A 24142-nucleotide genomic window follows, 5' to 3' on the forward strand; every position below is an offset into this window, starting at 1 on the left:
ATTCCGTTTTGTTCAGATAATCTGCGGCCAACAATTGGATTATTAATCAATTTTGTCTAGAGTGAGCGGTCAGAATTATGCATCTTCTTGCCGCTGTCGAGCGCCAGCGCGGGACCCTTCACATGACCAGAAGGATTTACTTTCAGGTATGAATCGCAGACGATTTATTAAAGGTTCAATGGCAATGGCCGCCGTGTGCGGTACCAGTGGTATTGCATCACTTTTCACCCGTGCCGCGTATGCGGCGGAATCCGACATTGCGGACGGACAAACCGTCCGCTTTGATTTTTCCGTGCTGCAATCGATGGCGCACGATCTCGCGCAGAAACCGTGGGGCGGTGCGCCGCGCGCATTGCCCAATACGCTGGCGAATCTGACACCGCAGGCCTACAACAGCATTCAGTATGATGCCGCGCAATCGCTGTGGAACAACGTCGAAGGCCGTCAGCTGGACGCGCAGTTCTTTCACGTTGGGATGGGCTTCCGTCGTCGCGTGCGCATGTTCTCCGTCGATTCCAGCACCCATCTGGCGCGGGAGATTCACTTCCGTCCGGAACTGTTTAAATACAATGATGCTGGCGTTGATACCAGACAACTGGAAGGGCAAACCGATCTCGGCTTTGCCGGTTTTCGCGTCTTCAAAGCGCCTGAGCTGGCACGACGCGACGTGGTTTCTTTCCTCGGTGCGAGCTATTTCCGCGCCGTCGATGATACCTATCAGTACGGGCTTTCCGCGCGTGGTCTGGCGATAGACACCTACACCGACACCAAAGAAGAGTTCCCGGACTTCACCGCCTTCTGGTTCGATACGGTGAAACCCGGCGCCACCACCTTTACCGTGTACGCGCTGCTGGACAGTCCGAGCATCACCGGTGCCTATAAGTTCGTGATTCACTGTGAGAAGAGCCAGGTGATCATGGACGTTGAAAACCGTTTGTATGCTCGCAAAGACATCAAACAGTTGGGCATTGCGCCGATGACCAGCATGTTCAGCTGCGGCAATAACGAACGCCGCATGTGCGATACCATTCATCCGCAAATCCATGACTCCGATCGTCTGGCGATGTGGCGGGGCAACGGCGAGTGGATTTGCCGCCCACTGAATAACCCGCAAAAGCTGCAATTCAACGCCTATACCGATAACAACCCGAAAGGGTTCGGCCTGCTGCAACTGGATCGTGATTTCTCCCACTATCAGGACATCATGGGCTGGTACAACAAGCGCCCAAGCCTGTGGGTGGAACCTCGTAACAAGTGGGGCAAAGGCACCATCGGGCTGATGGAGATCCCGACAACCGGCGAAACGCTGGATAACGTGGTCTGCTTCTGGCAGCCGGAAAAAGCCATCGAAGCGGGTGATGAGCTGGAATATAAATACCGTCTGTACTGGAGCGCACAGCCGCCGGTCCGTTCGCCACTGGCGCGCGTGATGGCCACTCGCACCGGTATGGGCGGATTCCCGGAGGGCTGGGCGCCGGGCGAGCACTATCCAGAGAAATGGGCGCGACGTTTTGCAGTCGATTTCGTCGGTGGCGATCTGAAAGCGGCCGCGCCGAAAGGCATTGAGCCGGTGATTACGCTGTCCAGCGGCGAAGCGAAGCAGATTGAAATTCTCTACGTTGAGCCGTTTGACGGTTACCGCATCCAGTTTGACTGGTATCCCACGTCAGACTCGACCGAACCGGTGGACATGCGTATGTTCCTGCGCTGCCAGGGCGACGCGATCAGTGAAACCTGGCTGTACCAGTATTTCCCGCCGGCGCCGGATAAACGGACCTACGTCGACGATCGCGTGATGCGTTAATCTGCGCCAACGCCCTTCGAAATGCGAAGGGCGTCAACAGCCAGGCATGCGAAATATCTGTTCAGGAATTAAACACGATCCTGTTCGCATTTTTCCCTAAGTCAAATGGGTAAGCTGATGGAGTGTATTTCTTATACACATGGTTTATCACTAACAGGGAGAGCGTATGTTTCCAGAATACAGAGATCTGATTTCCCGACTGAAATCCGAGAATCCTCGCTTTTTGTCGCTTTTTGAAAAGCATAACAACCTTGATCATGAAATTGCCAGGCTGGAAGGTTCCGATGGTCGGGGATACAATCTCGAAGTCGTTCGGCTGAAAAAACAGAAACTTCAGTTGAAGGACGATATGCTCAAAATACTGCAGAAAGAAAGTGTTGACGCGGGATAATCCGCATTTATGAGCCGCCAGCCCTGGCGGCTTGAGAGAGATGACAAACCTTATCCTGATACCGGATAAGAAGAAATCACCTCATTAAAAATCAGGAAAATCAATTTATTGATTTTCGGCTGATAATTACAGAGAAGGAAAAACCACGCTTTTTCCTTCTCTGTCAGCAATCTAAGCCGCCAGCCCTGGCGGCTTTTTTGTGCCTGCTATTCAACGGTGTGGTAAAACCAGGTGGCATCCCGCTTGGGTATAACGCTGAACAATATCATCCGCTAACGCGCTGTCGCTGATAATCGTTTTAATGCAAGAGAGCGTGGCGACGGCATGGGGTTCCACCGCATCAAACTTTGAATGATCGGCCATCAGTATCACTTCTCGTGAACGCTGAATAATCCGCGTCTTCACGCCGACTTCAAACAGGGTGGCGTTAGTGATCCCCGTGGCCAGCGACAGCGCATCGCAGGAGATAAAGGCCCGTTCCACTGAAAACGCATTGAGCATCTCCAGCGCCAGGCTTTCACCAACCGAAAAGTAACCCGGACGAATAAGTCCGCCGATAATGTAACTTTCGACGTGCGGAAAACAGCCCAGTTCATTGGCGATTTTAATGTCATTGCAGATGACCTTCACACGTGCATCGGCCAGACATTTCGCCAGTTCGAGACAGGTCGAGCCGGAATCGAGAAAGAAACAGTCACCGTCTTTGATCATCGTGCGGGCAAGGGCGGCAATCTCTTTTTTTGCCTCGGATTGCAGTGTCCGCTTAACCTCAAAGACATACTCTTTGTCGTCCATACTGTCGTCGAAATCCAGACAGCCATGACCGCGAGTCATACCGGGATACTGGCTGGCGATATACTGGAAATCGCGACGGACGGTCGCCTCCGCATAACCAAACAGTTCCATGGCCTGTTGGGTGGAGAGATGACGATGTTGCCACAGATAGTGCAGCATCTGTTTGATACGGTCAGGGCGCTGTTGGCTCATCGAAGCAATCTCCTCTTACAGTCCTGCAAACCGGGATAACGTGGTGTGATAATTCTCTGATGAGAACAGTGCACGCCCCACGACAAGATGTTGTGCGCCCGCCGTCGCCAGGTGTTGTGCCGCAGAAAGCGTAATGCCGCCATCGGCCCAGCACGCGGCTTGTGGAAAATACTCACGCACCTGGCGGACTTTGGCGCACAGGGGGGGAATAAACTGTTGTCCGACCCCGTCTGGTTCGCTGGTCATCACCATTAGCGCATCCAGTTGCGGGGCCAGATATCGATACCCGTCAATTGGCGTGGCGGGATTCACCGCCAGCCCGGCTTTTGCGCCGATTTCGCGAATTTCTGCCAGCGTCTCAGAAGGGTATGCCAGCGCTTCGGCATGAACAAAAATCCATGCCGGTTTGATCTCTGCCAGAATGGGAAACCAACTCTGCGGGCGGGCAATCATGAAATGAAACGAAAGGGGATGCGTCGTCTGTTGGGCGACAGCCTGTACGGTTTTGAGGCCAAAGGTGATGTTGTTAATAAAGCTGCTGTCTTCGATATCCAGATGCAGTGAGCCGATATCGGCATCGGCCAGCGCGCTCAACGTCGCCCCGTAGTGCAGTGGATCTGCCGATGCGAGAGAAGGGTGCAGAATCATATCGCCTCCGTTAACCGGTAATCTGCGCGAACAGCGCGGCGTCAGTTTGCGCGTGTCGGACTGCTGCGAGTCGTTCAGGCGAATCGATAAACTGGCTGATGCGCTGGATGGTGAGGATATGCGCATTGGCATCCGTCGCGCTGACGCACAGCAGCAGCCAGACCGGATCACACTCTTCATGCCCAAAAGCAACGGGCGTTTTTAACGTCGTGATGCTGACCTGATTATGGTTAGCGCCTTGTTCGGGCCGCGCATGAGGCAAGGCGATGCCGGGGGCAATGACATAGTACGGCCCCCAGTTCAGGGTGTTGTCGATAATACCGTCCACATAGTCTGGTTGCGCCGCGCCAAAGGTAATCAGTGGGCGAGCAGCGATTTCGACGGCCTGACGCCAGTCCCTGGCCTCTCGCTGTGCCTGTACCCACTTAACATCGTTAATCATCAGTCGTTGACTCCTTGCCGGTTAGGGTTACTCTGATAGCGATCCCCGTCGAGACTTTTGACGAAGGCGGCAGGGATCGCTGTTCTACCGGGGGTAAGCGCGCTGCTTATCCCCTTTTTTATTGCCGCAGGTGATGCACTTTTTCCATAAAGCGACTGACCCGCGCCTGATCGACAAAGTTGGCGAACACGCCGTCCTTTTTAAAGGTGGTGGCGGTTACGCAACCGTCGGCGATGCTCAGTTGCTCCTCGACGTTTTCCAGACACACCCCGGTATTCGCCAGCACCACGGTATCCGGTACCGTTTCTTTGACCCGCTTCAGCAGGGCGCTGTCGGTGCGTGCGCCCGCCGTCAGACCAGAGACGCAAAGGGCGTCAGGATGGTTGTTAAAGACCGTGGATTTGGCAATGGAACAAATATCGCGATTACCCAGATACACCGCCGCTTCAGGCACAATGTTGAACAGCGTTTTGACTTCACCTGCGCCGATGCGGTGCTGATGACGAATGGTCTCGCCGACGTTCGTGTCCCAGACCCCAAAGTCGCTGGCGTAGGCACCGGTAAAAATCTCGCGAATGAATTTTGCGCCCGTCGCCATTGCCAGATCGAATGATGCGACCGGATCCCACAACACATTGACGCCAAACGGAATGCGGATTTCGCTCATCAACTGCCCAATCACCCTCGCCATTGCTGCCGTGGTTTCCGGGCGAACCTTCGTGAGATAGGGAAGACTAAACTCGTTGGAAAACATGACGGCATCCACGCCGCCATTCTGTAGCGCCAGCAGATCGTCCCGGGCGCGGTCGATAACCCAGTTCATCCCTTTCTGTGCATCAAAGCTCGGGTCGCCGGGCAATGCACGCAAATGGCACATGGCAATGACGGCTTTTTCCGTTCCAATAACCTCTTTCAGCCAACTCATGAAGGTACTCCTTATTCCGATAGTTCACGTTTACGTAAGAACAGCACGACGCTGGCGACGATACCCACCGCCACGACGACGCCAATAATGCCAAGCGACATCAGCTCCGAGATTGACCAGCCAAACATGTTGCCCACGGACAGCGCGGAGATTTGCGCGTTTTCACCGGCAAAACTAAAGCCGCCCTTAAGCGCCATGTCGGTGAAATACGGGGCAAACTGCGTGGCAATCAACAGGACGGTGACCATGACAATCACGCCGCTGATCAAGGTACGAATCAGGTCGCCGCGATGGATCACCGTCGCCATACAGATAAAGAACGGTGCGACGGGCAGATCGGCAAGCGGCAGCACTTTGTTGCCGGGTAAGATGCTGGCCAGAATCAGCATGATGGGGATCAGCAGCAGACCAACGGCAATCGTGGTGGGATGGCCCAGCGTGACGGCGGTATCCAGACCGATATACACCTCGCGCCCCTTGAAATATTTCTGGAAAAATTTCCGTGCGCCGTCGGAGATGGGGAGCAACCCTTCAACAATCAGGCGGATCATGCGCGGGAACAGCACCATAATCGCCGCGACGGTAATCATCAGGCTGGCGCATCCTTTAAAACCTTCACCTGCAGCGAGGCCAAAGATCAGGCCGAGCACGACGCCGATAATGACCGGATCGCCCACCATCCCGTAGCGTTTCTGGATCTCCTGGGCATCGATGTTGCGTCCCTTCATGAACGGGATTTTTTCATAGATAGCATCCAGCAGAACGAACAGCGGTACGGAACTCGAACCATAACCTTGCGGGATCGAGATCCCATCCAGACCGACAATGCTTTGCACGCGTTTTGCCGTCCAGTCGGCCATTTTTAGCGACAGCGCCGCGTGGCAAATGGCCCCCAGCACGCCATAAATCAGGCTACCGGTCATTAACTGGACCACGGTGCCGGTAATGGCGTAGTGCCAGTAGTTATAGATATCGACGTTCATGGTTTTGGTCAGACGAGTGACCAGCATCGCGACGTTGAGCAGAAAAATGATCGGGATAATCATTGCGCCAATGGCGGTGGCGTACCCGACGCCGGAAGCCGGCCCTGCGCCGACGTCAAACACATGCAGGGTCAGGCCGAAGCGTTCAATCATCACTTTGATGGGCGGGCTGAGGCTGTCGATCGCCATCACGATCACCAGTCCCATCCCGACAAAACCAATCCCTACCGTCACCCCGGCCTTGATCGCCTGCAGCCAGGGAATACGGAAGATCAACCCAATCACAATCATGATGATGGGGACAAAAACAGTACCGCCGAGAGACAGGATGTAGTCAAACATAGTGCCTCCTTGTTATTGCGTTAACAGTGCCTTGATTTCTTGTTTTAAGGCGTCGTCGTTAATTCCCGTTAGCAGGGCCGCGCCGTTTAACGTGGGAACACCGTAATCGTTGTTGGTGCGCATGGAGGTCACAATCAGGTCCATGCCGTTACAGTTCAGCGGGATCTCATTAAGACAGCACTGGGCGGTGCTTGCCGCAATGCCTTGCTCGGCAAGGAACTCCTGCAACTTGTGCGCAATCATGGTTGACGTCGACATGCCGGTACCGCATGCCACAAGGATCTTTTTCATAATGGATTTGCCTCTTGTGTAGTGCCTGAATCAGGCTCAACGGGAAAGTGCTCGGCTGGCAGGCCAGCCAGGGCGGTCAATAAGCGAATGCAGTCAGTCAAATCACGCAGACTGGCGACTTCCGCCGGAGAATGGGTATAACGACAAGGGATGGAAAGGCTGGCGCAGGGAATGCCGTCCTGCTCAACCTGGATATAACCGGTTTCGGTGATGACGCCAGGCGCCACTTCGCGCTGCACGGGAATATGGTGCGCAAGAGCCGTTTGCTCGAGCATCTGGATCAGCCGTGGTGGTGTAATTAATCCCGCCAGCGTGCCACGACCGTGGTAGTTCAGACAGGTGATGCCAACGCCCTGATTGACGCGAACCTCTGAGTAGTCCTGCAGATCCGGCGTATCGCAGGACGGCGTGATATCAATACCGATTGCAAGATCTGGTTTAACGCGACGTAAAACCGGGACAATGCCGCGGATGTTGAACTCTTCCTGCACCGAGGCCACCAGATATACCGCGATATCCAGCGACGCCGCGCCGATGGCATCCGCGACGCCCAGTAGCGCGGTACATCCCAGACGATCGTCCAGCGCTTTGCTACACACCAGGTCGTTCGCCAGCAGTTGCGGCGGGTTATACAGCGTAACCGGTGTGCCAACCTGAATGCCCATCCGCTGGGCGTCGGCTTTATCTTTCGCGCCAATATCAATCCACAGTTTATCGACGGAAGGCGACTGCGTGCGTTCATCCCCCTTTGCGAAGTGGTACGCCTTAATGCCGATGCATCCCATCACCGGGCCGTTATCCCCGGCAAGCGTAACCATCGAGCCGGACATGGTGACCTGCGCCGGGCCACCCACGCGTTCGAAGCGCAAAAAACCCGACGGCTCAATTTTGCGCACCATAAAGCCGACTTCATCCATATGGGCAAACATCATCAGGCGCAAGGCGTTGGGGTTATCACTACCGTAGCGGGCGACGACATTTCCTAAGCGATCGCGCCAGACCTCTTTTGCCTGACGTGTAAATTCGCGTAGCATGACCTCAGCGACGCTGTTTTCATGCCCAGAAACCGCATTGAGATGCAAAAGCGAGAACAGTGTTTCCTGCACAGAAAATGACATAAGGATCTCCGTAGACGATAAAACAATCACTCGTTGAGCGTTTTATAGGCGCTGGCTGGGCGAATAATTGTGAGCTGCTTCACGTGGAAATAGCCAAAGCTGAGGAAATAAAAAATAATGTGAGGTGAGTGGAATAAAAACGCTCAATGCTGATGAAAGTCTGAACGTGGGAGGAAGGAACGGGTGAGTGAAATTATTGAGATCGATGACACGCTGCAGCTACGGGCGGTTGAAGAATGTCACGTTGCCGGCCTGTATCAACTGGTATGTAAAAACAAGGCCTGGCTAATGCAGTTCTTTGACTGGCCGCAGTACGTCAATACGGAAGAGGATACGCGCAAAACGGTGCAGGGTAATATGATGCTGCATCAGCGGGACTACGCCAAAATGTTCCTCATTTTTGCCGGCGAGGAGATGCTGGGCGTGCTGTCGTTCAATCAGATTGAGCCGTTGAACAAAGCGGCCTATATCGGTTACTGGATAGACGAAACGCAGCAGGGGAAAGGGATCCTGTCGCGGGCGTTGCAGGCATTTATTCACCACTATGCCGGGCGCGGCGAAATCCGTCGCTTTGTGATCAAATGCCGGGTAAAGAACCAGGCAAGCAATCAGGTTGCGCAGCGTAATGGCTTTGAACTGGAAGGCTGCCTGAAACAGGCGGAGTTTCTGAACGGACACTATGACGATGTTAACCTGTATGCTCGCATCATTGATTCGACGCTACAGTGAGCCAATCAGCGGCGTGCGGGTGATATGCTGATCGCCGTTGAACACTTTCGGCCCGCGCAGGTGAATGGCGTCGTCTGTGGCGGCTTCCACGGTGGTATGTCCCCGGATATCAACGTGATTTTCAATCAGCACCTCACCAAGAATGCGCGCATCGCCTTCAATCAGGATATGATCGTCGAGTAAAATGGGACCGCCGCACAACACGGCGTTTCCGCCCACCAGAACGTGATGTTTAAGGACACAGTTACCTTCAATCCGCGCTTGTTCCGCCACCTGTGAACTGTAGCGTAGCGTGGGGATCGCATCGTCTCCCGTTCCGGCGATCACCTGCGCCCGTCCGTACACTTTCGCACAATCGCAAATCCAGACGTCGTTTTTGTCATTTCCTTCAATCAGCGCCTCATCAAAGATCTCTGCCCGATGCTCAATAAAGGCGTGACTGACGATGGCATCGCCATAGATTTGTGCCTGGTGGACAATGCGTGAATGGCTGACCGTGGCGCGGTCATAGATTTGCAGGATCTGATCGCGCTCGACGGTCAGCCCGCGTGCCGCGATGATTTCCGATTGCTGCAAAATTCGCGCATCGCCAAAGAGGTGGCAATCGCCACGGACCGTGGATGACTGAATAGTGACGTTGTCACTTATTCTGGCGCCGTGACTGAGTTCAGCGCGGTCAATCCAGACATTATCGCTAATGTGAACGTTGTCGCGCAGAAGACAGGGTTGTGTGATACGCGCATTGCCCGAAATCGTACAGCCGGAAAAGGCCAGCGTATTTTCGTCGTAAATCCAGCAGTGTCCGGCGTGGTCCAGCACGCTTTCATCATCAATCCAGCCGCCAGCGTCACCGGCTTTCACATCATTAAAGTCAATGAGTGCAATAATCTGGCGTAGTAATACGCTCATTTTATTGCCATTATCCTGGTAGCTGAACGCGCGCGGTTCGTCGCTGAGTCGGTATTTACGCATGAAGGCATTCCGTTTAGTGGCTTACTCTAACCGTAGCAAATTCTGCGGCACTGGCTAAAACGGATGAAATTCCATAAAATGCATTTCAAATATACTTTAAAAAATAAACAAAATGAGTAACAGCAAGCATAGCGATCGTGTTCTGAACCTTCCCGCCGGTTACTTTGGCATGGTGCTGGGAACGATTGGAATGGGATTTGCCTGGCGTTATGCCAGCCAAATCTGGCCTGTCAGCCACTGGTTTGGCGATGGTCTGGTGATTCTGGCGATGATGATATGGGGGCTGCTGACGCTGGCGTTTATCACGCGTCTGATTCGTTTCCCCCACAGCGTGATTGCTGAGATTCGCCATCCGGTGATGAGCAGTTTTGTCAGCCTGTTTCCGGCCACCACAATGCTGGTGGCGATGGGTTTTGTACCGTGGTGTCGTCCGCTGGCGATGGGGTTGTTCAGCGTCGGAGTGGTTATTCAACTGGTTTACGCCGCGTGGCAGACCGCCGGGCTGTGGCGCGGTTCGCATCCGCAAGAGGCGACGACGCCGGGACTGTATTTACCGACGGTCGCCAATAACTTTATCAGTGCGATGGCCTGCGGCGCATTAGGCTATACCGATGCCGGACTGGTTTTTTTAGGTGCCGGCGTTTTTTCCTGGCTGAGCCTGGAGCCGGTTATCCTGCAACGTCTGCGCAGTGCCGGGGAATTACCCACTGCCATGCGGACTTCGCTGGGGATCCAGCTTGCGCCTGCGCTGGTGGCCTGTAGCGCCTGGCTGAGCGTCAACGGCGGCGAGAGCGACACGCTGGCGAAAATGCTGTTTGGCTACGGCCTGCTGCAACTGCTGTTTATGCTCCGCCTGATGCCCTGGTATTTGTCGCAGCCGTTTAACGCCTCATTCTGGAGTTTCTCGTTCGGCGTGTCGGCGCTGGCGACCACCGGATTACATCTTGGTCACGCCAGCCCGTCGGGCTTTTTTCACACGCTGGCGCTGCCGCTATTCATCTTTACCAATGTTATCATTGCATTATTGCTGCTACGCACGTTCGCGCTGCTGATGCAGGGAAAACTGCTCATTCGCACAGAGCGCGCGGCATTACTGAAATCTGAGGATAAAAAATGACCCTTCGTGACGAAAATTACTTCACTGAAAAATACGACTTAACCCGCACCCACTCGGAAGTGCTGGAGGCGATGAAGGTCGTTAAGCCGGGAAAAACGCTGGATTTGGGCTGTGGCAATGGGCGTAACAGTCTCTATCTGGCGGCGAAGGGCTTTGACGTGACCGCGTGGGATAAAAATCCGATGAGCATTGCCAACGTCGAGCGAATTAAGGCGGCAGAAGGGCTGGACAATCTCCAGGCCAACGTGGTGGATCTCAACGCGCTAACGTTTGAGGGCGAATATGATTTTATTCTCTCCACCGTGGTGATGATGTTCCTCGAAGCCAAAACGATTCCAGGCTTAATCGAGAATATGCAGCGCTGCACTAAACCAGGCGGTTATAACCTGATTGTTGCCGCCATGGATACCGCTGATTTTCCGTGCACCGTGGGTTTCCCCTTTGCGTTTAAAGAAGGAGAACTTCGTCGTTATTACGAAGGCTGGGATTTACTGAAATATAATGAAGATGTTGGTGAATTGCATCGTACTGACGCCAACGGTAACCGAATTAAACTGCGCTTTGCCACGCTGCTGGCACGTAAAACAGCCTAAGTCGATGTTCCGCTAACCCCCTCTGCGCCCAGCATTTTTCTTAAAAATGGGCGCTCTGAAAAAATTGTGCTTTGGTTACCATTTTTAATCCAACGCAGATGATTTCCCTTTGCTACTATTTCAACTGCATATCTGCATATTCTAAGGGATCGTTTCATGCGTACTCATACTTTATTTAAAGTTGCAGTGCTTACTGGTTTACTGGCGTTATCAGGCTGTGCCTCAAAAGTGACGCAGCCTGATAAATACTCGGGGTTTTTAAAAGACTATTCAGGTCTTAAGGAAACAAAATCTGCTACGGGGCATCCGGTATTGCGTTGGGTTGATCCCAACTTTAGTGATACCAAATATGACAACATCGTCTGGAACCCAATAACCTATTATCCGGTCCCGAAACCTTCCACACAGGTTGGACAGAATGTGCTGGATCAGTTGTTAAACTACACCAACACAAAGATGAAGACCTCTATTGGTCAACGTAAACCGCTGGTGACCACGCCGGGGCCGCGTAGCCTGATCTTCCGCGGGGCGATCACCGGGGTGGATACCAGCAAAGAAGGGCTGCAGTTCTATGAAGTGGTGCCTGTGGCGTTGGTGGTTGCCGGTACCCAAATGGCAACCGGTCACCGCACGATGGACACCCATCTCTACTTTGAAGGCGAGTTAATTGATGCGGCGACCAATAAGCCGGTGATTAAAGTCGTGCGTCAGGGTGAAGGCAAAGATCTGAATAACCAGAATACGCCGATGGCATTTGAGACGCTGAAACAAGTGGTTGATGACATGGCGACGGATGCCACCATGTTTGATGTAAACCAGAAATAATCGTGACGCGCCATCGTTTGATGGCGCGTTTCTTTATGCTGTCCGGCGGCGCAACAGCGCCGGTGGACGGGCAAACATCACCAGGTTTCCCACCAGAATCAGAAGCAGTCCCGCTACCGCATTCACCTGCCAGCTATAACCTTCATAAACCGTAGAAAATGACAGCGCAACCAGCGGAAAGAGCAATGTGCTGTACGCGGCATTACTCGCGCCAATTCTTCCTACCAGCGTAAAGTAGGCACCGAAGGCGATGACCGATCCGAAAACCGCCAGATACAGCAGGGCGCCGATGTAGCTGAAGGTCCATTGCGGAGTGAAGTTATCCCCGCGCAGAAGGGCAATCGTTGCAATCAGCAGCGTGCCGTACAGCATGGCCCAACTGTTAGTAGTCATCACTTCCAGACCTTTTTTCTGATGGCGCAGGCTGATCATATTTCCCAGAGAGAAACCAAATGTCCCCAGCGCGCTCAGACCAATCCCCAGCAGCAGCGATCCGCTAAATCCGCTGTTCATCAGATCCTGCCAGAAGAGGGTGACGATACCCGTCAGTCCCAGCGCGGCGGCGCAGTAAAACCGCAGCGGAGGTTTTTGCCCAAAGAAGAAGAAGCTATTCACCGCGTTAAACAGCACCGCCATGGAAAAGATAACTGATTCCAGTCCGGTATTGATCCAGGCGGCCGCCGTGTAAAAACACCAGAAGTTAAAGCAAAAAACGCAACTGCCTTGCAGCAGACAAAACAGATGGTCACGTAACGACAGCGTCCGTAACTTTCCACGAATCTGCATAATCAACATCATCAACGCCGTCGCCACCGCAAAACGCCAGAAAATCGAGACGGGTGCGGCAACCGGACCTTGCTGTAAATAAATGGCGATCCACGTGGTACCCCAGATCACCACGACCAGACAATATAATAGTGCGTTCATTATTTTCTCCCTTCATACCTAATAATTCACTGTCGCAGATTGCACGGGCGACGCGCTTTCATCGGTTTGCGGGATACTTGCAAAATCTTGCGCTTTTTTCCGTCGGATGGGTGGTAACCGCAATGACCTGCGATAGACTGAATGCCTGAATAACAGTGTTTATGTGGTGGTATGACCCGGTCCTACGATGCCTTTGAAAAGTTGAGTCAGCACAATGCCGTGTTACACGAGTCGGTCGAGCTGCGCTCGGGCGTTCAGTTAGCTGCATGGTCGAATAAGCGCGATACCATCACGCAGTATTGCGATCATCACACGCTCAGTCTGTATGTGGCAGATGGCTACGAGAGCTATCAAAAAACGGCCTCAGGCTGGAAAAATGGGGGCGGACCGGACCGGTTTTGCCTGTTGCCAAAAGAGAGTGAATCTACCTGGGATATCCGCGACGACCTCTCGTTCGTGCATCTTTACTGCACTGACGCGCATTTGCGTGAAGTCGGGGAAAAAGTCTGGGATAAAAGCCCTTACCGTTTTACGCTGGATGAACGGACGTTTGGCAACGATCCAGGGATTACAGCGGTTTACCGCCAGTTTTTACTGGGCAACGACTGGCACCAGCCCGCGAATCACCTGACGCTCAGTGCCGCGTCGTCATTGCTGATGACCCATCTTATTCAACACTACAGCAACGTGCAGTGGCGATTGCCGACGGTAACGGGTGGACTCGCGCCGGTGACGCTGCGTAATGTGCTGGCTTATATCGACACCCATTTGGCGGAGCCGCTGACGCTAGCCGATCTGGCGCATGAAGCTGCGCTGAGCGAATTTCATTTCGCCAGAATGTTCCGCCAGTCGATGAAAATGGCACCGCATCAGTACGTGATGCAGCGCCGGATGGCAGTGGCAAAGCAACTGGTCTGTCACTCACAGCGTCCGTTAACGGAGATTGCGCTGGCCTGCGGATTCAGTTCGCCAAGTCACTTCAGTAACCGTTTCAAGCAGGTGACCGGGAAGACGCCATCGCAGCTACGCGCGTCGCGCCAGCCTTAAGACGGTGTAACAGATCCCGCCCGCGATCAGCCCCCAGAACGCCGAACCAATTCCGTACAGCGTCAGCCCGCTGGCGGTGACCAGAAACGTCATCACGGCGGCATCACGTTCGTTTTCATGACTCAACGCCTGATACAGGCTACCCGAAATCGTCCCCAGCAGTGCCAGTCCTGCCAGCATCTGGATACCGCTCGCCGGCAGCGCCGCCATCACCCCGGTAATCGAACTGCCGAAAATACCGGCCAACAGATAGAACACGCCGGCGGCAGCGGCGGCCAGCCAGCGTTTTGCTGCATCTGGATGGGCCTCCGGACTCTGGCAAATCGCCGCGGTGATAGCGGCAATGCAGATGGAATAAACGCCGAAAGGAGATAACAGCAGCGCCAGTAATCCGGTGACAATGATCAGGGGCGAGACGGGGACATCGTAACCCGCAGCTTTCATGGTCGCCACACCGGGCGCATTCTGCGACGCCATCGTCACCAGAAAGAGCGGTACGGCAATCCCCAGACAGTGGGCCAGCGAAAACTGAGGGGCAATAAACGTGGGCAACACCGGGGTCATCGCTAACGAAGAGGTGGCAATGTCACCTTCAAATAACGCAATGACCGCACCCGCAATCAGCGCCGCAATCACCGCATAGCGCGGTGCAATACGCTTCAGAATCAACCACGCCAACAACATGCCGCCACAAAGCAGAAACTGATCATTGAGACTGGCAAATGCCTGCAGGCCAAAGCGGAGCAAAATCCCGGCCAGCATGGCTGCCGCCAGCGAATGGGGGATGACCTGCATCAGGCGGGCGAATAATCCGGTCACGCCGCACAACACGATCAGCGCGTTGGCGATGATGAACACGCCAATCGCCTCCGGCAGCGTCAGTCCCTGGAGTCCAGTCACCAACAGCGCCGCACCGGGTGTTGACCATGCCGTCAATACAGGCGCACGATACCAGAACGTACTGATCCCCATCGCGAGGCCCAGAGCGCTCATCCAGCCGGCAATTTGCGCGGTACTGGCACCCGCCGCCACGGCGGCCTGCCAGATGATGGCCGCTGAACTGGCATAGCCGACCAGTACGGCGACAAAGCCAGAAAGCAGCGTGGGTAATGGGAGGGAAAATGAACGCATAGGCATTCCTTGTGCGTTATAACGGTCATTTAATCTAGCATCTGGGCGTTATAACGTACAAGTGGTAAGCTGATGTTTTGGGAGGATATCAATGGACAACCTGACACACTATCTGGCGAACACCTTGAAAACATTGCGCAAACAGCGTGAGTGGAGTTTATCGCGCTTGGCCGAGGCCACCGGTGTGTCAAAAGCGATGCTCGGGCAAATTGAGCGCAACGAGTCCAGTCCCACGGTGGCGACGTTATGGAAGATTGCCACCGGGCTGAATGTCCCGTTCTCTACCTTTATTTCGTCGCCGGAATCTGAGCCACTGCCGACGTTTGATCCGCAAGAGCAGGCGATGGTCGTGACGCCGTTGTTCCCGTGGGATCCGGTGCTGTGTTTTGATCACTTTTCAATTTTGCTGGCACCCGGTGCGCTCAGCGAATCCACGCCGCACGAAGCGGGCGTGATTGAACATGTGGTGGTAATCGCAGGCGATCTGGAGATGTGCATTGACCAGCAATGGCGCGTCATCAGGGCCGGAGAAGGCATTCGTTTTGCCGGCGATAGCGCCCATGCTTATCGCAACAGCAGCGAACAGACCGTGCACTTTCATTCGCTCATCCATTACCCGCGCAGTTAAGCGGGAAAACTATTTCGCAAAGCGGCGCTTCTGACTACAATAGCCGCCATTTTGCTGCTACTGGATAAAAACAACGCTATGCGCCCGTCTCCACATCGCCTTGAATTGTTAAGCCCGGCACGTGATACCGCCATCGCCCGCGAAGCCATTTTACATGGTGCGGATGCCGTCTATATCGGTGGTCCCGGTTTTGGGGCGCGTCATAATGCCAGCAATAGCCTGCAAGATATCGCGGAGCTGGTGCCGTTCGCCCATCACTATGGCGCAAAAATCTTTGTCACGCTGAACACGATCCTTCACGACGATGAACTGGAACCCGCACAGCGACTGATTACCGATCTCTACCAGACCGGCGTGGATGCGTTGATTGTGCAGGACATGGGGATTCTGGAACTCGACATTCCGCCGATCGAACTGCATGCCAGTACCCAATGCGATATTCGCAGCGTGGAGAAAGCCAAATTTCTCGCTGACGTGGGGTTCACGCAGATTGTGCTGGCGCGTGAACTGAGTCTTGAGCAGATTCAAGCCATTCATCAGGCGACCGATGCCACCATCGAATTTTTTGTCCACGGGGCGCTATGCGTGGCGTATTCCGGGCAATGTTATATCTCTCATGCGCAAACGGGGCGCAGCGCCAACCGTGGCGACTGCTCGCAGGCGTGCCGTCTGCCATATACCCTGAAGGACGATCAGGGACGGGTGGTGTCGTATGAAAAACACCTGCTGTCGATGAAAGATAACGATCAGACCGCTAACCTTGGCGCGCTGATCGACGCCGGTGTGCGTTCCTTCAAGATTGAAGGGCGTTACAAAGACATGAGCTACGTGAAGAACATTACCGCGCACTATCGGCAGATGCTGGATGCCATCATTGAGGATCGCGGTGACCTGGCGCGGGCTTCCGCCGGACGCACGGAACATTTCTTTACCCCGTCAACGGACAAAACCTTTCATCGCGGCAGCACCGACTACTTTGTGAATGCGCGCAAAGGGGATATCGGCGCTTTTGATTCGCCGAAGTTTATCGGCCTGCCGGTGGGTGAAGTGCTGAACGTGGCGAAAGATCATCTGGACGTTGAGGTCAGCGAGCCGCTGGCGAACGGCGATGGCCTTAATGTCCTGATCAAACGTGATGTTGTCGGCTTTCGTGCCAATACGGTGGAAAAAACCGGACAAAATCGCTATCGCGTCTGGCCGAGCGAAATGCCTGCCGAACTGCATAAATTGCGTCCACACCATCCGCTGAACCGCAACCTTGACCATAACTGGCAGCAGGCGTTAACCAAAACCTCGAGCGAGCGTCGGGTGGCGGTGGATATTGAGTTGGGCGGCTGGCAGGAACAACTTATCCTGACGCTGACCAGCGAAGAGGGCGTCAGTATCACCCATACGCTGGATGGACAGTTTGATGAGGCCAACAACGCGGAAAAAGCGCTGAACGGGCTGAAGGAAGGGCTGGCAAAACTGGGGCAGACAATCTATTACGCCCGCGATATCGCAGTGAATTTGCCCGGCGCGCTGTTTGTGCCGAACAGCCTGCTTAATGCGTTCCGCCGGGAAGCGGTAGAGATGCTGGATGCCGCGCGCCTTGCAAGCTACCAGCGCGGCGTTCGCAAGCCGGTGTCCGAGCCTGCGCCGGTTTATCCGCAATCACACCTGAGTTTTCTGGCCAATGTTTACAACCATAAGGCGCGGGCGTTTTACCATCGTTATGGCGTGCAGTTGATTGATGCGGCGTATGAAGCGCATGAAGAAAAGGGCGAGGTGCCGGTGATGATCACCAAACACTGCCTGCGCTTTGCCTTTAATCTGTGTCCGAAGCAGGCGAAAGGCAATATCAAAAGCTGGAAGGCGACGCCGATGCAACTGGTGAACGGCGATGAGGTGCTAACGCTTAAATTTGACTGCCGTCCGTGCGAAATGCATGTGATTGGTAAAATCAAAAATCACATTCTGAAGATGCCGCTGCCTGGCAGCGTGGTGGCTTCCGTCAGCCCGGAAGAGCTGATGAAAACGCTGCCGAAGCGTAAAGGCTAACAAAGCTGCCGGATACGCATAGCGCTATCCGGCGCCCCATTAATGTGATTTAAATCCTGCCGCCGTCATGATCAGGCGAAAGAACATCCCTACGGCGGCCAGTGCCAGCACGCTGCCGCCCCACAAAATGACCAGCCACATCAGGCGTTTCCAGACAGAGTGTTGCATCAGTGATACCCCTCGCCATGTTGAACTTTGCCGCGAAACACGTAATAACTCCAGAAGGTGTAAACCAGAATAACAGGGATGATCAGTAACGCACCGACCAGCATGAAACCCTGACTCTGCGCGGGTGCGGCTGCCTGCCAGAGCGTAATGGATGGCGGAATGATATGCGGCCAGATGCTGATCCCGAGTCCGCTAAAGCCGAGGAAAATCAGCCCGAGAGTCAACACAAAGGGCAGCGCGTGGCGGTGCGGTTGATGAAGCGTTCGCCATAGCCAGATGCTAATCACCGCGACCAGTAGCGGAACCGGCAGCAGGAACCACAGATTCGGCAGGCTAAACCAGCGTTCCGCTATCACCGGGTGTGCCAGCGGCGTCCACAGGCTGATCATCGCAATCACCAGCAGCATCAACAGCAGTAACTTTTTCGCCACGTCTCGCATTTTATCCTGCAACGGATTTTCACTTTTCATTACCAGCCAGGTGGCGCCCAACAGGGCGTAAGTGACCACCAGTCCCGCGCCGCAGAACAGGGTGAAAGGGGTGAGCCAGTCAAACGGCCCGCCGCTGAAACGACGCCCGGTGACGGCAAAACCATTAATCACCGCACCTACCACCACGCCCTGAGTGAACGTCGCGAGAATCGAACCGCAGAGAAAAGCTTTATCCCAGAACGGGCGATGCGCTGGCGTGGCTTTGAAGCGAAATTCAAAGGCGACACCGCGAAAAATCAGCCCGATAAGCATCAGCGTCAGCGGGATCGTCAGGGCGTCAATAATCACCGCATAGGCCAGCGGAAACGCGCCAAATAATCCCGCTCCGCCGAGGACCAGCCAGGTTTCATTACCGTCCCAGACCGGAGCGACGCTGTTAACCATCACATCGCGATCGTCAGCGTCGCGAATGGCAGGAAACAAAATGCCAATACCCAAATCGAATCCATCCATCACGATGTACATCAGCGTGGCGAAAACGATGATAACGAACCAGATTACCGATAAATCAATACCCATTAGCGGTGTGCCTCATGTTGAGAATCGAGGACGGCAGCAGACAGTGGTCTGGCAGGCGTGCCGGTAGGCGGCGTCGGGGAAATCGTGTCCAGCGGTCCTTTGCGGATGAGGCGGATCATGTAACTGTAGCCCACGCCGAAGACGGCGCTATAGACGACAAAGAACGCCAGCAGAGAAATACTCATGTGCAGGTCGCCGTGAGCGGAGACCGCATCCGCCGTGCGTTGCAACCCGTAGACGACCCACGGCTGGCGGCCCACCTCCGTCGTGACCCAGCCGGCCAGAATGGCTATCAATCCTGACGGTCCCATCCATAAGGCGAAGCGCAGAAACGGTCGCGACGTATAAAGACGCTGCCGGTAGCGTAACCACAGAGCGCAAACACCTAGCAGGATCATGAGCATACCCAGCCCCGCCATAATACGAAACGACCAGAAGACCATCGTCGAATTGGGGCGATCCTCTTTCGCAAACTCTTTAAGCGCCGGGACCTGTTTATCCAGGCTGTGAGTCAGGATCAGGCTACCCAGCGCCGGGATCGCCAGACCATAGCGGGTTCGTTCCTGTTCCATATCCGGCCAGCCGAACAGCAGCAGCGGCGTCGGTTCTCCTGGCGGATTTTCCCAGTGGCCTTCAATGGCGGCAATTTTGGCTGGCTGGTGTTTGAGTGTATTCAGACCGTGCATGTCGCCAATGAGCGCCTGTAACGGTGCGACAATCAGCGTCATCCACAGCGCCATCGAAAACATGGCGCGAATAGCGGGCGTCGCGTTGCCACGCAGTAAATGCCAGGCCGCAGAGGCCCCAATAAATAACGCGCTACTGAGAAACGCCGCCACCGACATATGCAATAAGCGATAAGGGAACGACGGGTTGAAAATGACGGCGAACCAATCCACCGGCACGACCTGGCCGTTGACAATCTCATAGCCCTGCGGCGTCTGCATCCAGCTGTTGGAGGCGAGGATCCAGAAGGTGGAAATAATCGTGCCCAGAGCGACCATACAGGTGGAGAAAAAGTGTAATCCGGGGCCAACCTTGTTCCAGCCAAACAGCATCACACCGAGGAACCCGGCTTCGAGGAAGAAGGCGGTGAGCACCTCATAGGTCAGTAATGGCCCAGTGATACTGCCAGCGAACTCGGAAAACCCGCTCCAGTTGGTGCCAAACTGATAGGCCATCACCAGGCCAGACACCACGCCCATGCCAAAGTTAACGGCGAAAATTTTTGACCAGAACTGATATAGCGAGCGCCAGACAGGATTTTTGCTTTTCAGCCAAAGACCTTCCAGCACCGCAAGATAGCTGGCAAGACCAATGGTGATCGCCGGAAAAATAATGTGGAAGGAAACCGTAAAGGCGAACTGGATCCTTGCCAGATGAAACGCATCAAGACCAGACATGCATTGCTCCGCACTAAAAATTGATTCAGCGCAATTCTAGGCCGGGAAGGGTTTCAGTGGCAGAAACAGAACGGTTCTATTTAACCATAACAGTTGCGTGAATGTTACAAATTGCATCTGTTGATATAAATTCTGGAATCTGCCTTCCCGAATTGATACGAGCGGCTCTACACGACGGGCATTTTTCTGTATTTTCCTTTTATCAGGCGAGAAAAGTAAGCATAAATGTTTACTTTCCCGTTCGTCTCGTTCCTGCGCCAGAAGGTGGCTATGTGGTTTCGTTTCCGGATATTCCGGAAGCGCTCACCCAGGGTGAGACCCGCCAGCAATCCCTTGATACCGCTCTGGAAGCGTTAGTCACCGCTTTTGAATTCTATTTCGAAGATAGTCAGTCTGTCCCGTTACCTTCGCCGGTGAAGGAAGGTGACGACTTTGTTGAGGTCCCGCTCAGCGTCGCGTCAAAAGTCCTTTTGCTCAACGCTTACCTGGCGTCAAAAATCAGCCAGCAAGAGCTGGCGAAACGCATTGGCAAACCGAAACAGGAAATTACCCGCCTGTTCGATTTACGACACGCAACAAAAATTGATGCGGTGCAGACGGCGGCGCGCGCGCTCGGCAAAGAACTGTCGCTTACGCTGTCGTAAACCATAACAGTTCTTAGGATGTTGAGTATTTAATTCACTGATATACACTGCAAGGATCACCTGCCACGGATCCACGAGTGAATAACAATGAAAAAGTACCAGCGTCTGGCTGAACAACTCTGCGAACAGATTGCCTCTGGGGTCTGGCAACCTGGCGATCGCCTGCCGTCGCTGCGTGAGCAGGTGGTCAGCAGCGGGATGAGCTTTATGACCGTCGGGCATGCCTATCAGCTGCTGGAAAGTCAGGGGCGGATCATTGCGCGCCCGCAGTCTGGTTATTATGTCGCGCCGCGCCCGGTTCACCAGCCAACGGTGCAACCGGCCCAGGTGATGCGCGACGAAGCGGTGGATATCAACACTTATATTTTCGAGATGCTACAGGCCAGCCGGGATGCGTCGGTGATGCCGTTTGCTTCTGCATTTCCCGATCCGCGTTTATTTCCCCTCCAGCAACTGAACCGTTCTCTGGCACAGGTGAGCAGAACCGCAACCGCGATGAGCGTAATTGAGAATCTGCCGCCGGGTAACGCGGAACTACGCCACGCCATTGCCCGTCGCTACGCCTTACAGGGCATTACCGTCTCGCCGGATGAAATCGTCATCACCGCCGGGGCGCTGGAGGCGCTCAACCTGAGCCTGCAAGCGGTGACTAAACCCGGTGACTGGGTGATTGTCGAAAACCCCTGTTTTTATGGCGCGTTACAGGCGCTGGAACGACTGCGTCTTAAAGCGCTGTCGGTTGCCACTGACGTGAAGGAGGGGATCGATCTCGCGGCGCTGGAGCAGGCGTTGCAGGCGTATCCGGTCAAAGCATGCTGGCTGATGACCAACAGCCAGAACCCGCTTGGCTTTACTCTCAGTCCGGAGAAAAAAGCGCGTCTGGTTGAGATACTCGATCGTCATAATGTGATGTTGATTGAAGATGACGTTTACGGCGAACTCTATTTTGGCCGGGAGAAACCGCTACCGGCCAAAGCGTGGGATCGGGCCGACAAGGTGCTGCATTGTTCGTCATTCTCCAAGTGTCTGGTACCGGGTTTTCGCATCGGTTGGGTCGCCGCAGGCAAACACGCCCGCCAAATCCAGCGTTTACAACTGATGAGCACACTTTCCACCAGTTCGCCGATGCAACTGGCGCTGGTCGATTATCTCTCAACGCGCCGTTATGACGCCCATTTGCGCCGCCTGCGTCGTCAACTGGCAGAACGTAAACAGCAGGCCTGGCAAACGCTGCTGCGCCATCTCCCTGGCGAAGTGAAAATACATCACAACAACAGCGGCTATTTTCTCTGGCTGGAACTGCCGGAATCACAGGATGCGGGCGAACTGACCGCACAGGCGTTGGCCCACCACATCAGCATCGCGCCGGGAAAAATGTTCTCGACCTCAGACACCTGGAAACGCTTTTTCCGCTTCAATACCGCATGGGGTTGGGGGGAACGTGAAGAAGCCGCGGTAAAACAACTGGGGCAACTCATTCGCGCGCAGATGAAATAAAACGTGCGCGCGATTCAATATAAAAGAATGGCGCGTTCTTATTTAGAAAATATCAGCAAAAACCGTACGACGTTATTTCCCGTAGACCATCATAGGAAATATCAATAGCTTTTGTTTTTCCTCCTCGTCAGCTAACCCCTTGTCTATACTCCAGAAGATAGCCACACAACGCCGCAGTCCGGGGCGTAATGCGCGTTATGTCACAACCTGATTAAATTTCCTCATGCCGGGAGGTGCGCTGACGGCGCGCCGACTATTTTTAGGAAAGGACATATATTTACGGCAAGGCTGCCGCTCAATATTTTGCGACAGGAGTAAGATCTTATGAGCAAGAAATTTGCCCGCAGCAGCCTGTGCGCGCTCAGTATGACGCTGATGACCGCGCACGCCGCCGAACCCCCCACCACGTTAGGTCAGACTGAAGGTCGCCTGGATATTATCGCCTGGCCGGGTTATATCGAACGCGGTCAGACCGATAAACAGTACGACTGGGTAACACAATTCGAAAAAGAGACCGGCTGTGCGGTTAACGTCAAAACGGCGGCGACATCGGATGAGATGGTCAGCCTGATGGCGAAAGGGGGCTACGATCTGGTCACGGCCTCAGGTGATGCTTCGCTGCGTCTGATCATGGGGAAACGCGTGCAGCCAATCAATACGGCGCTCATCCCGAACTGGAAAAACGTCGATCCTCGCGTGGTCAAAGGCGACTGGTTTAACGTGGCGGGCAAAGTCTACGGTACGCCGTATCAGTGGGGGCCGAACCTGCTGATGTACAACACGCAAACCTTCCCGACGCCACCAGATAGCTGGAGCGTGGTGTTCGTCGAACAAAACCTCCCGGACGGAAAAACCAACAAAGGCCGCGTTCAGGCCTATGACGGACCGATTTACATTGCCGATGCGGCGCTGTTCGTGAAAGCCACCCAGCCACAACTGGGGATCTCGGACCCGTATCAACTCACCGAAGAACAATACCAGGCGGTGCTGAAAGTGCTGCGCGCACAACAACCGTTGATTCATCGCTACTGGCACGACACCACGGTGCAAATGAGCGATTTCAAAAATGAGGGCGTCGTGGCCTCGAGCGCCTGGCCGTATCAGGCGAACGCGCTGAAAGGTGAAGGACAACACATTGGCACAGTGTTCCCGAAAGAGGGCGTCACCGGTTGGGCTGATACCACCATGTTGCACAGTGAAGCCAAACACCCGGTTTGCGCCTATAAGTGGATGAACTGGTCGCTGACGCCAAAAGTTCAGGGTGATGTAGCCGCCTGGTTTGGATCGCTGCCGGTGGTCACCGAAGGCTGTAAAGCCAGCACGTTGCTGGGCGATAAAGGCTGCGAAACCAATGGTTACCGCTATTTTGACAAAATCGCCTTCTGGAAAACGCCTGTTGCTGAAGGCGGTAAATTCGTGCCGTACAGTCGCTGGACGCAGGATTACATCGCCATCATGGGCGGTCGTTAACGTCACTGGG

The 24142-nt window shown here is 54.4% G+C and carries 25 protein-coding genes; 12 read left to right on the forward strand and 13 right to left on the reverse strand.

The annotated features are described in order from the left end of the window. Nucleotides 1-148: 148 nt before the first annotated feature. Both JTI98_RS15175 and JTI98_RS15180 read left to right on the forward strand, forming a co-directional pair. Nucleotides 149-1804, forward strand: a complete 1656-nt coding sequence (locus JTI98_RS15175; RefSeq protein ID WP_044327040.1) for a glucan biosynthesis protein D — start codon at nucleotides 149-151, stop codon at nucleotides 1802-1804. A gap of 166 nt (nucleotides 1805-1970) precedes the next feature. After that, on the forward strand, nucleotides 1971-2195 hold the full coding sequence (locus JTI98_RS15180; RefSeq protein ID WP_042318909.1) for a YdcH family protein: 225 nt from the start codon (nucleotides 1971-1973) through the stop codon (nucleotides 2193-2195). Between the two features lie 210 nt (nucleotides 2196-2405). Here JTI98_RS15180 and JTI98_RS15185 read toward each other — a convergent pair whose 3' ends face one another. The 7 genes from JTI98_RS15185 to JTI98_RS15215 all read right to left on the reverse strand — a co-directional run bounded on the left by JTI98_RS15185 (nucleotide 2406) and on the right by JTI98_RS15215 (nucleotide 7931). Continuing rightward, the gene (locus tag JTI98_RS15185) at nucleotides 2406-3182 is read right to left on the reverse strand and encodes a DeoR/GlpR family DNA-binding transcription regulator (protein WP_058588105.1); all 777 of its coding nucleotides are present in this window, start codon (nucleotides 3180-3182) and stop codon (nucleotides 2406-2408) included. Between the two features lie 15 nt (nucleotides 3183-3197). After that, on the reverse strand, nucleotides 3198-3830 hold the full coding sequence (locus tag JTI98_RS15190) for a ribulose-phosphate 3 epimerase family protein (protein WP_130097080.1): 633 nt from the start codon (nucleotides 3828-3830) through the stop codon (nucleotides 3198-3200). 10 nt (nucleotides 3831-3840) lie between these two features. Next, nucleotides 3841-4272, reverse strand: coding sequence for an SgcA family PTS sugar transporter subunit IIA (sgcA, locus tag JTI98_RS15195; protein ID WP_044257860.1), 432 nt, complete (start codon nucleotides 4270-4272; stop codon nucleotides 3841-3843). A gap of 118 nt (nucleotides 4273-4390) precedes the next feature. Then, on the reverse strand, nucleotides 4391-5197 hold the full coding sequence (sgcQ, locus tag JTI98_RS15200) for a BtpA family protein SgcQ (RefSeq protein WP_042318916.1): 807 nt from the start codon (nucleotides 5195-5197) through the stop codon (nucleotides 4391-4393). An 11-nt stretch (nucleotides 5198-5208) separates the two neighbouring features. Beyond that, entirely contained in the window at nucleotides 5209-6522 is a 1314-nt protein-coding gene (sgcC, locus tag JTI98_RS15205; RefSeq protein WP_044257862.1) for a PTS sugar transporter subunit IIC SgcC, read from the reverse strand. 12 nt (nucleotides 6523-6534) lie between these two features. Beyond that, nucleotides 6535-6813, reverse strand: coding sequence for a PTS sugar transporter subunit IIB SgcB (gene sgcB / locus JTI98_RS15210; RefSeq protein ID WP_086512595.1), 279 nt, complete (start codon nucleotides 6811-6813; stop codon nucleotides 6535-6537). Beyond that, a complete protein-coding gene (locus tag JTI98_RS15215; protein ID WP_058588104.1) occupies nucleotides 6810-7931 on the reverse strand; it encodes a M42 family metallopeptidase in 1122 nt (373 codons plus the stop codon). The genes sgcB and JTI98_RS15215 overlap by 4 nt, the downstream gene beginning before the upstream one ends. Before the next feature lie 183 nt (nucleotides 7932-8114). Between JTI98_RS15215 and rimL the strand changes: the two genes are divergently transcribed. After that, entirely contained in the window at nucleotides 8115-8660 is a 546-nt protein-coding gene (gene rimL, locus JTI98_RS15220) for a 50S ribosomal protein L7/L12-serine acetyltransferase (RefSeq protein ID WP_044327416.1), read from the forward strand. Here rimL and ydcK read toward each other — a convergent pair. Continuing rightward, the gene (ydcK, locus tag JTI98_RS15225; protein ID WP_216081460.1) at nucleotides 8652-9632 is read right to left on the reverse strand and encodes a YdcK family protein; all 981 of its coding nucleotides are present in this window, start codon (nucleotides 9630-9632) and stop codon (nucleotides 8652-8654) included. The two genes, rimL and ydcK, sit on opposite strands and share 9 nt — an antisense overlap. Before the next feature lie 112 nt (nucleotides 9633-9744). Here ydcK and tehA point away from each other — a divergent pair, with 112 nt between their 5' ends. The 3 genes from tehA to JTI98_RS15240 all read left to right on the forward strand — a co-directional run bounded on the left by tehA (nucleotide 9745) and on the right by JTI98_RS15240 (nucleotide 12167). Next, on the forward strand, nucleotides 9745-10749 hold the full coding sequence (gene tehA / locus JTI98_RS15230) for a dicarboxylate transporter/tellurite-resistance protein TehA (RefSeq protein ID WP_044327418.1): 1005 nt from the start codon (nucleotides 9745-9747) through the stop codon (nucleotides 10747-10749). Beyond that, entirely contained in the window at nucleotides 10746-11342 is a 597-nt protein-coding gene (gene tehB, locus JTI98_RS15235) for a tellurite resistance methyltransferase TehB (protein ID WP_044257871.1), read from the forward strand. The genes tehA and tehB overlap by 4 nt, the downstream gene beginning before the upstream one ends. A 156-nt stretch (nucleotides 11343-11498) precedes the next feature. Next, nucleotides 11499-12167, forward strand: coding sequence for a DUF3313 domain-containing protein (locus JTI98_RS15240; protein WP_043000637.1), 669 nt, complete (start codon nucleotides 11499-11501; stop codon nucleotides 12165-12167). Between the two features lie 33 nt (nucleotides 12168-12200). On the opposite strand, the gene JTI98_RS15245 is transcribed toward JTI98_RS15240, so the two are convergent. Beyond that, on the reverse strand, nucleotides 12201-13094 hold the full coding sequence (locus JTI98_RS15245) for a DMT family transporter (RefSeq protein ID WP_044267098.1): 894 nt from the start codon (nucleotides 13092-13094) through the stop codon (nucleotides 12201-12203). A 171-nt stretch (nucleotides 13095-13265) separates the two neighbouring features. Between JTI98_RS15245 and JTI98_RS15250 the strand changes: the two genes are divergently transcribed. Then, a complete protein-coding gene (locus JTI98_RS15250) occupies nucleotides 13266-14141 on the forward strand; it encodes a helix-turn-helix domain-containing protein (protein WP_216081461.1) in 876 nt (291 codons plus the stop codon). On the opposite strand, the gene JTI98_RS15255 is transcribed toward JTI98_RS15250, so the two are convergent. After that, nucleotides 14118-15272 (reverse strand): benzoate/H(+) symporter BenE family transporter, encoded by a 1155-nt coding sequence (locus tag JTI98_RS15255; protein WP_216081462.1) that lies wholly within the window; start codon nucleotides 15270-15272, stop codon nucleotides 14118-14120. The two genes, JTI98_RS15250 and JTI98_RS15255, sit on opposite strands and share 24 nt — an antisense overlap. Nucleotides 15273-15363: 91 nt before the next feature. Here JTI98_RS15255 and JTI98_RS15260 point away from each other — a divergent pair, with 91 nt between their 5' ends. Both JTI98_RS15260 and JTI98_RS15265 read left to right on the forward strand, forming a co-directional pair. Then, the gene (locus tag JTI98_RS15260; RefSeq protein ID WP_216081463.1) at nucleotides 15364-15900 is read left to right on the forward strand and encodes a helix-turn-helix domain-containing protein; all 537 of its coding nucleotides are present in this window, start codon (nucleotides 15364-15366) and stop codon (nucleotides 15898-15900) included. A 78-nt stretch (nucleotides 15901-15978) separates the two neighbouring features. After that, entirely contained in the window at nucleotides 15979-17940 is a 1962-nt protein-coding gene (locus JTI98_RS15265) for a U32 family peptidase (RefSeq protein WP_216081464.1), read from the forward strand. A gap of 39 nt (nucleotides 17941-17979) precedes the next feature. On the opposite strand, the gene JTI98_RS15270 is transcribed toward JTI98_RS15265, so the two are convergent. Genes JTI98_RS15270 through JTI98_RS15280 form a run of 3 tightly spaced genes read right to left on the reverse strand, consistent with a single transcriptional unit; the run spans nucleotide 17980 to nucleotide 20521 of the window. After that, nucleotides 17980-18108, reverse strand: a complete 129-nt coding sequence (locus tag JTI98_RS15270; protein WP_071888398.1) for a DUF2474 domain-containing protein — start codon at nucleotides 18106-18108, stop codon at nucleotides 17980-17982. Next, nucleotides 18108-19118, reverse strand: a complete 1011-nt coding sequence (cydB, locus tag JTI98_RS15275; RefSeq protein ID WP_058588098.1) for a cytochrome d ubiquinol oxidase subunit II — start codon at nucleotides 19116-19118, stop codon at nucleotides 18108-18110. The genes JTI98_RS15270 and cydB overlap by 1 nt, the downstream gene beginning before the upstream one ends. Next, complete coding sequence (locus JTI98_RS15280; protein WP_043000644.1) at nucleotides 19118-20521, reverse strand: cytochrome ubiquinol oxidase subunit I; 1404 nt, start codon at nucleotides 20519-20521, stop codon at nucleotides 19118-19120. Before JTI98_RS15280 ends, cydB begins: the two co-directional genes overlap by 1 nt. A gap of 221 nt (nucleotides 20522-20742) precedes the next feature. On the opposite strand from JTI98_RS15280, the gene JTI98_RS15285 reads away from it, so the two are divergent. The 3 genes from JTI98_RS15285 to ydcS all read left to right on the forward strand — a co-directional run bounded on the left by JTI98_RS15285 (nucleotide 20743) and on the right by ydcS (nucleotide 24132). Next, nucleotides 20743-21165 carry a type II toxin-antitoxin system HicB family antitoxin gene (locus JTI98_RS15285; RefSeq protein ID WP_216082255.1) on the forward strand — a complete coding sequence of 141 codons (423 nt, stop codon included), beginning with the start codon at nucleotides 20743-20745 and terminating at the stop codon, nucleotides 21163-21165. Between the two features lie 87 nt (nucleotides 21166-21252). Beyond that, a complete protein-coding gene (locus JTI98_RS15290) occupies nucleotides 21253-22662 on the forward strand; it encodes a PLP-dependent aminotransferase family protein (protein WP_216081465.1) in 1410 nt (469 codons plus the stop codon). Between the two features lie 324 nt (nucleotides 22663-22986). Then, nucleotides 22987-24132 carry a putative ABC transporter substrate-binding protein YdcS gene (gene ydcS, locus JTI98_RS15295; RefSeq protein ID WP_090050444.1) on the forward strand — a complete coding sequence of 382 codons (1146 nt, stop codon included), beginning with the start codon at nucleotides 22987-22989 and terminating at the stop codon, nucleotides 24130-24132. The last annotated feature ends 10 nt before the right edge of the window (nucleotides 24133-24142 follow it).

Origin of the sequence: Citrobacter sp. MGH 55, from assembly GCF_016906145.1 — a bacterium.
GTDB classification, from domain to species: domain Bacteria; phylum Pseudomonadota; class Gammaproteobacteria; order Enterobacterales; family Enterobacteriaceae; genus Citrobacter_A; species Citrobacter_A amalonaticus.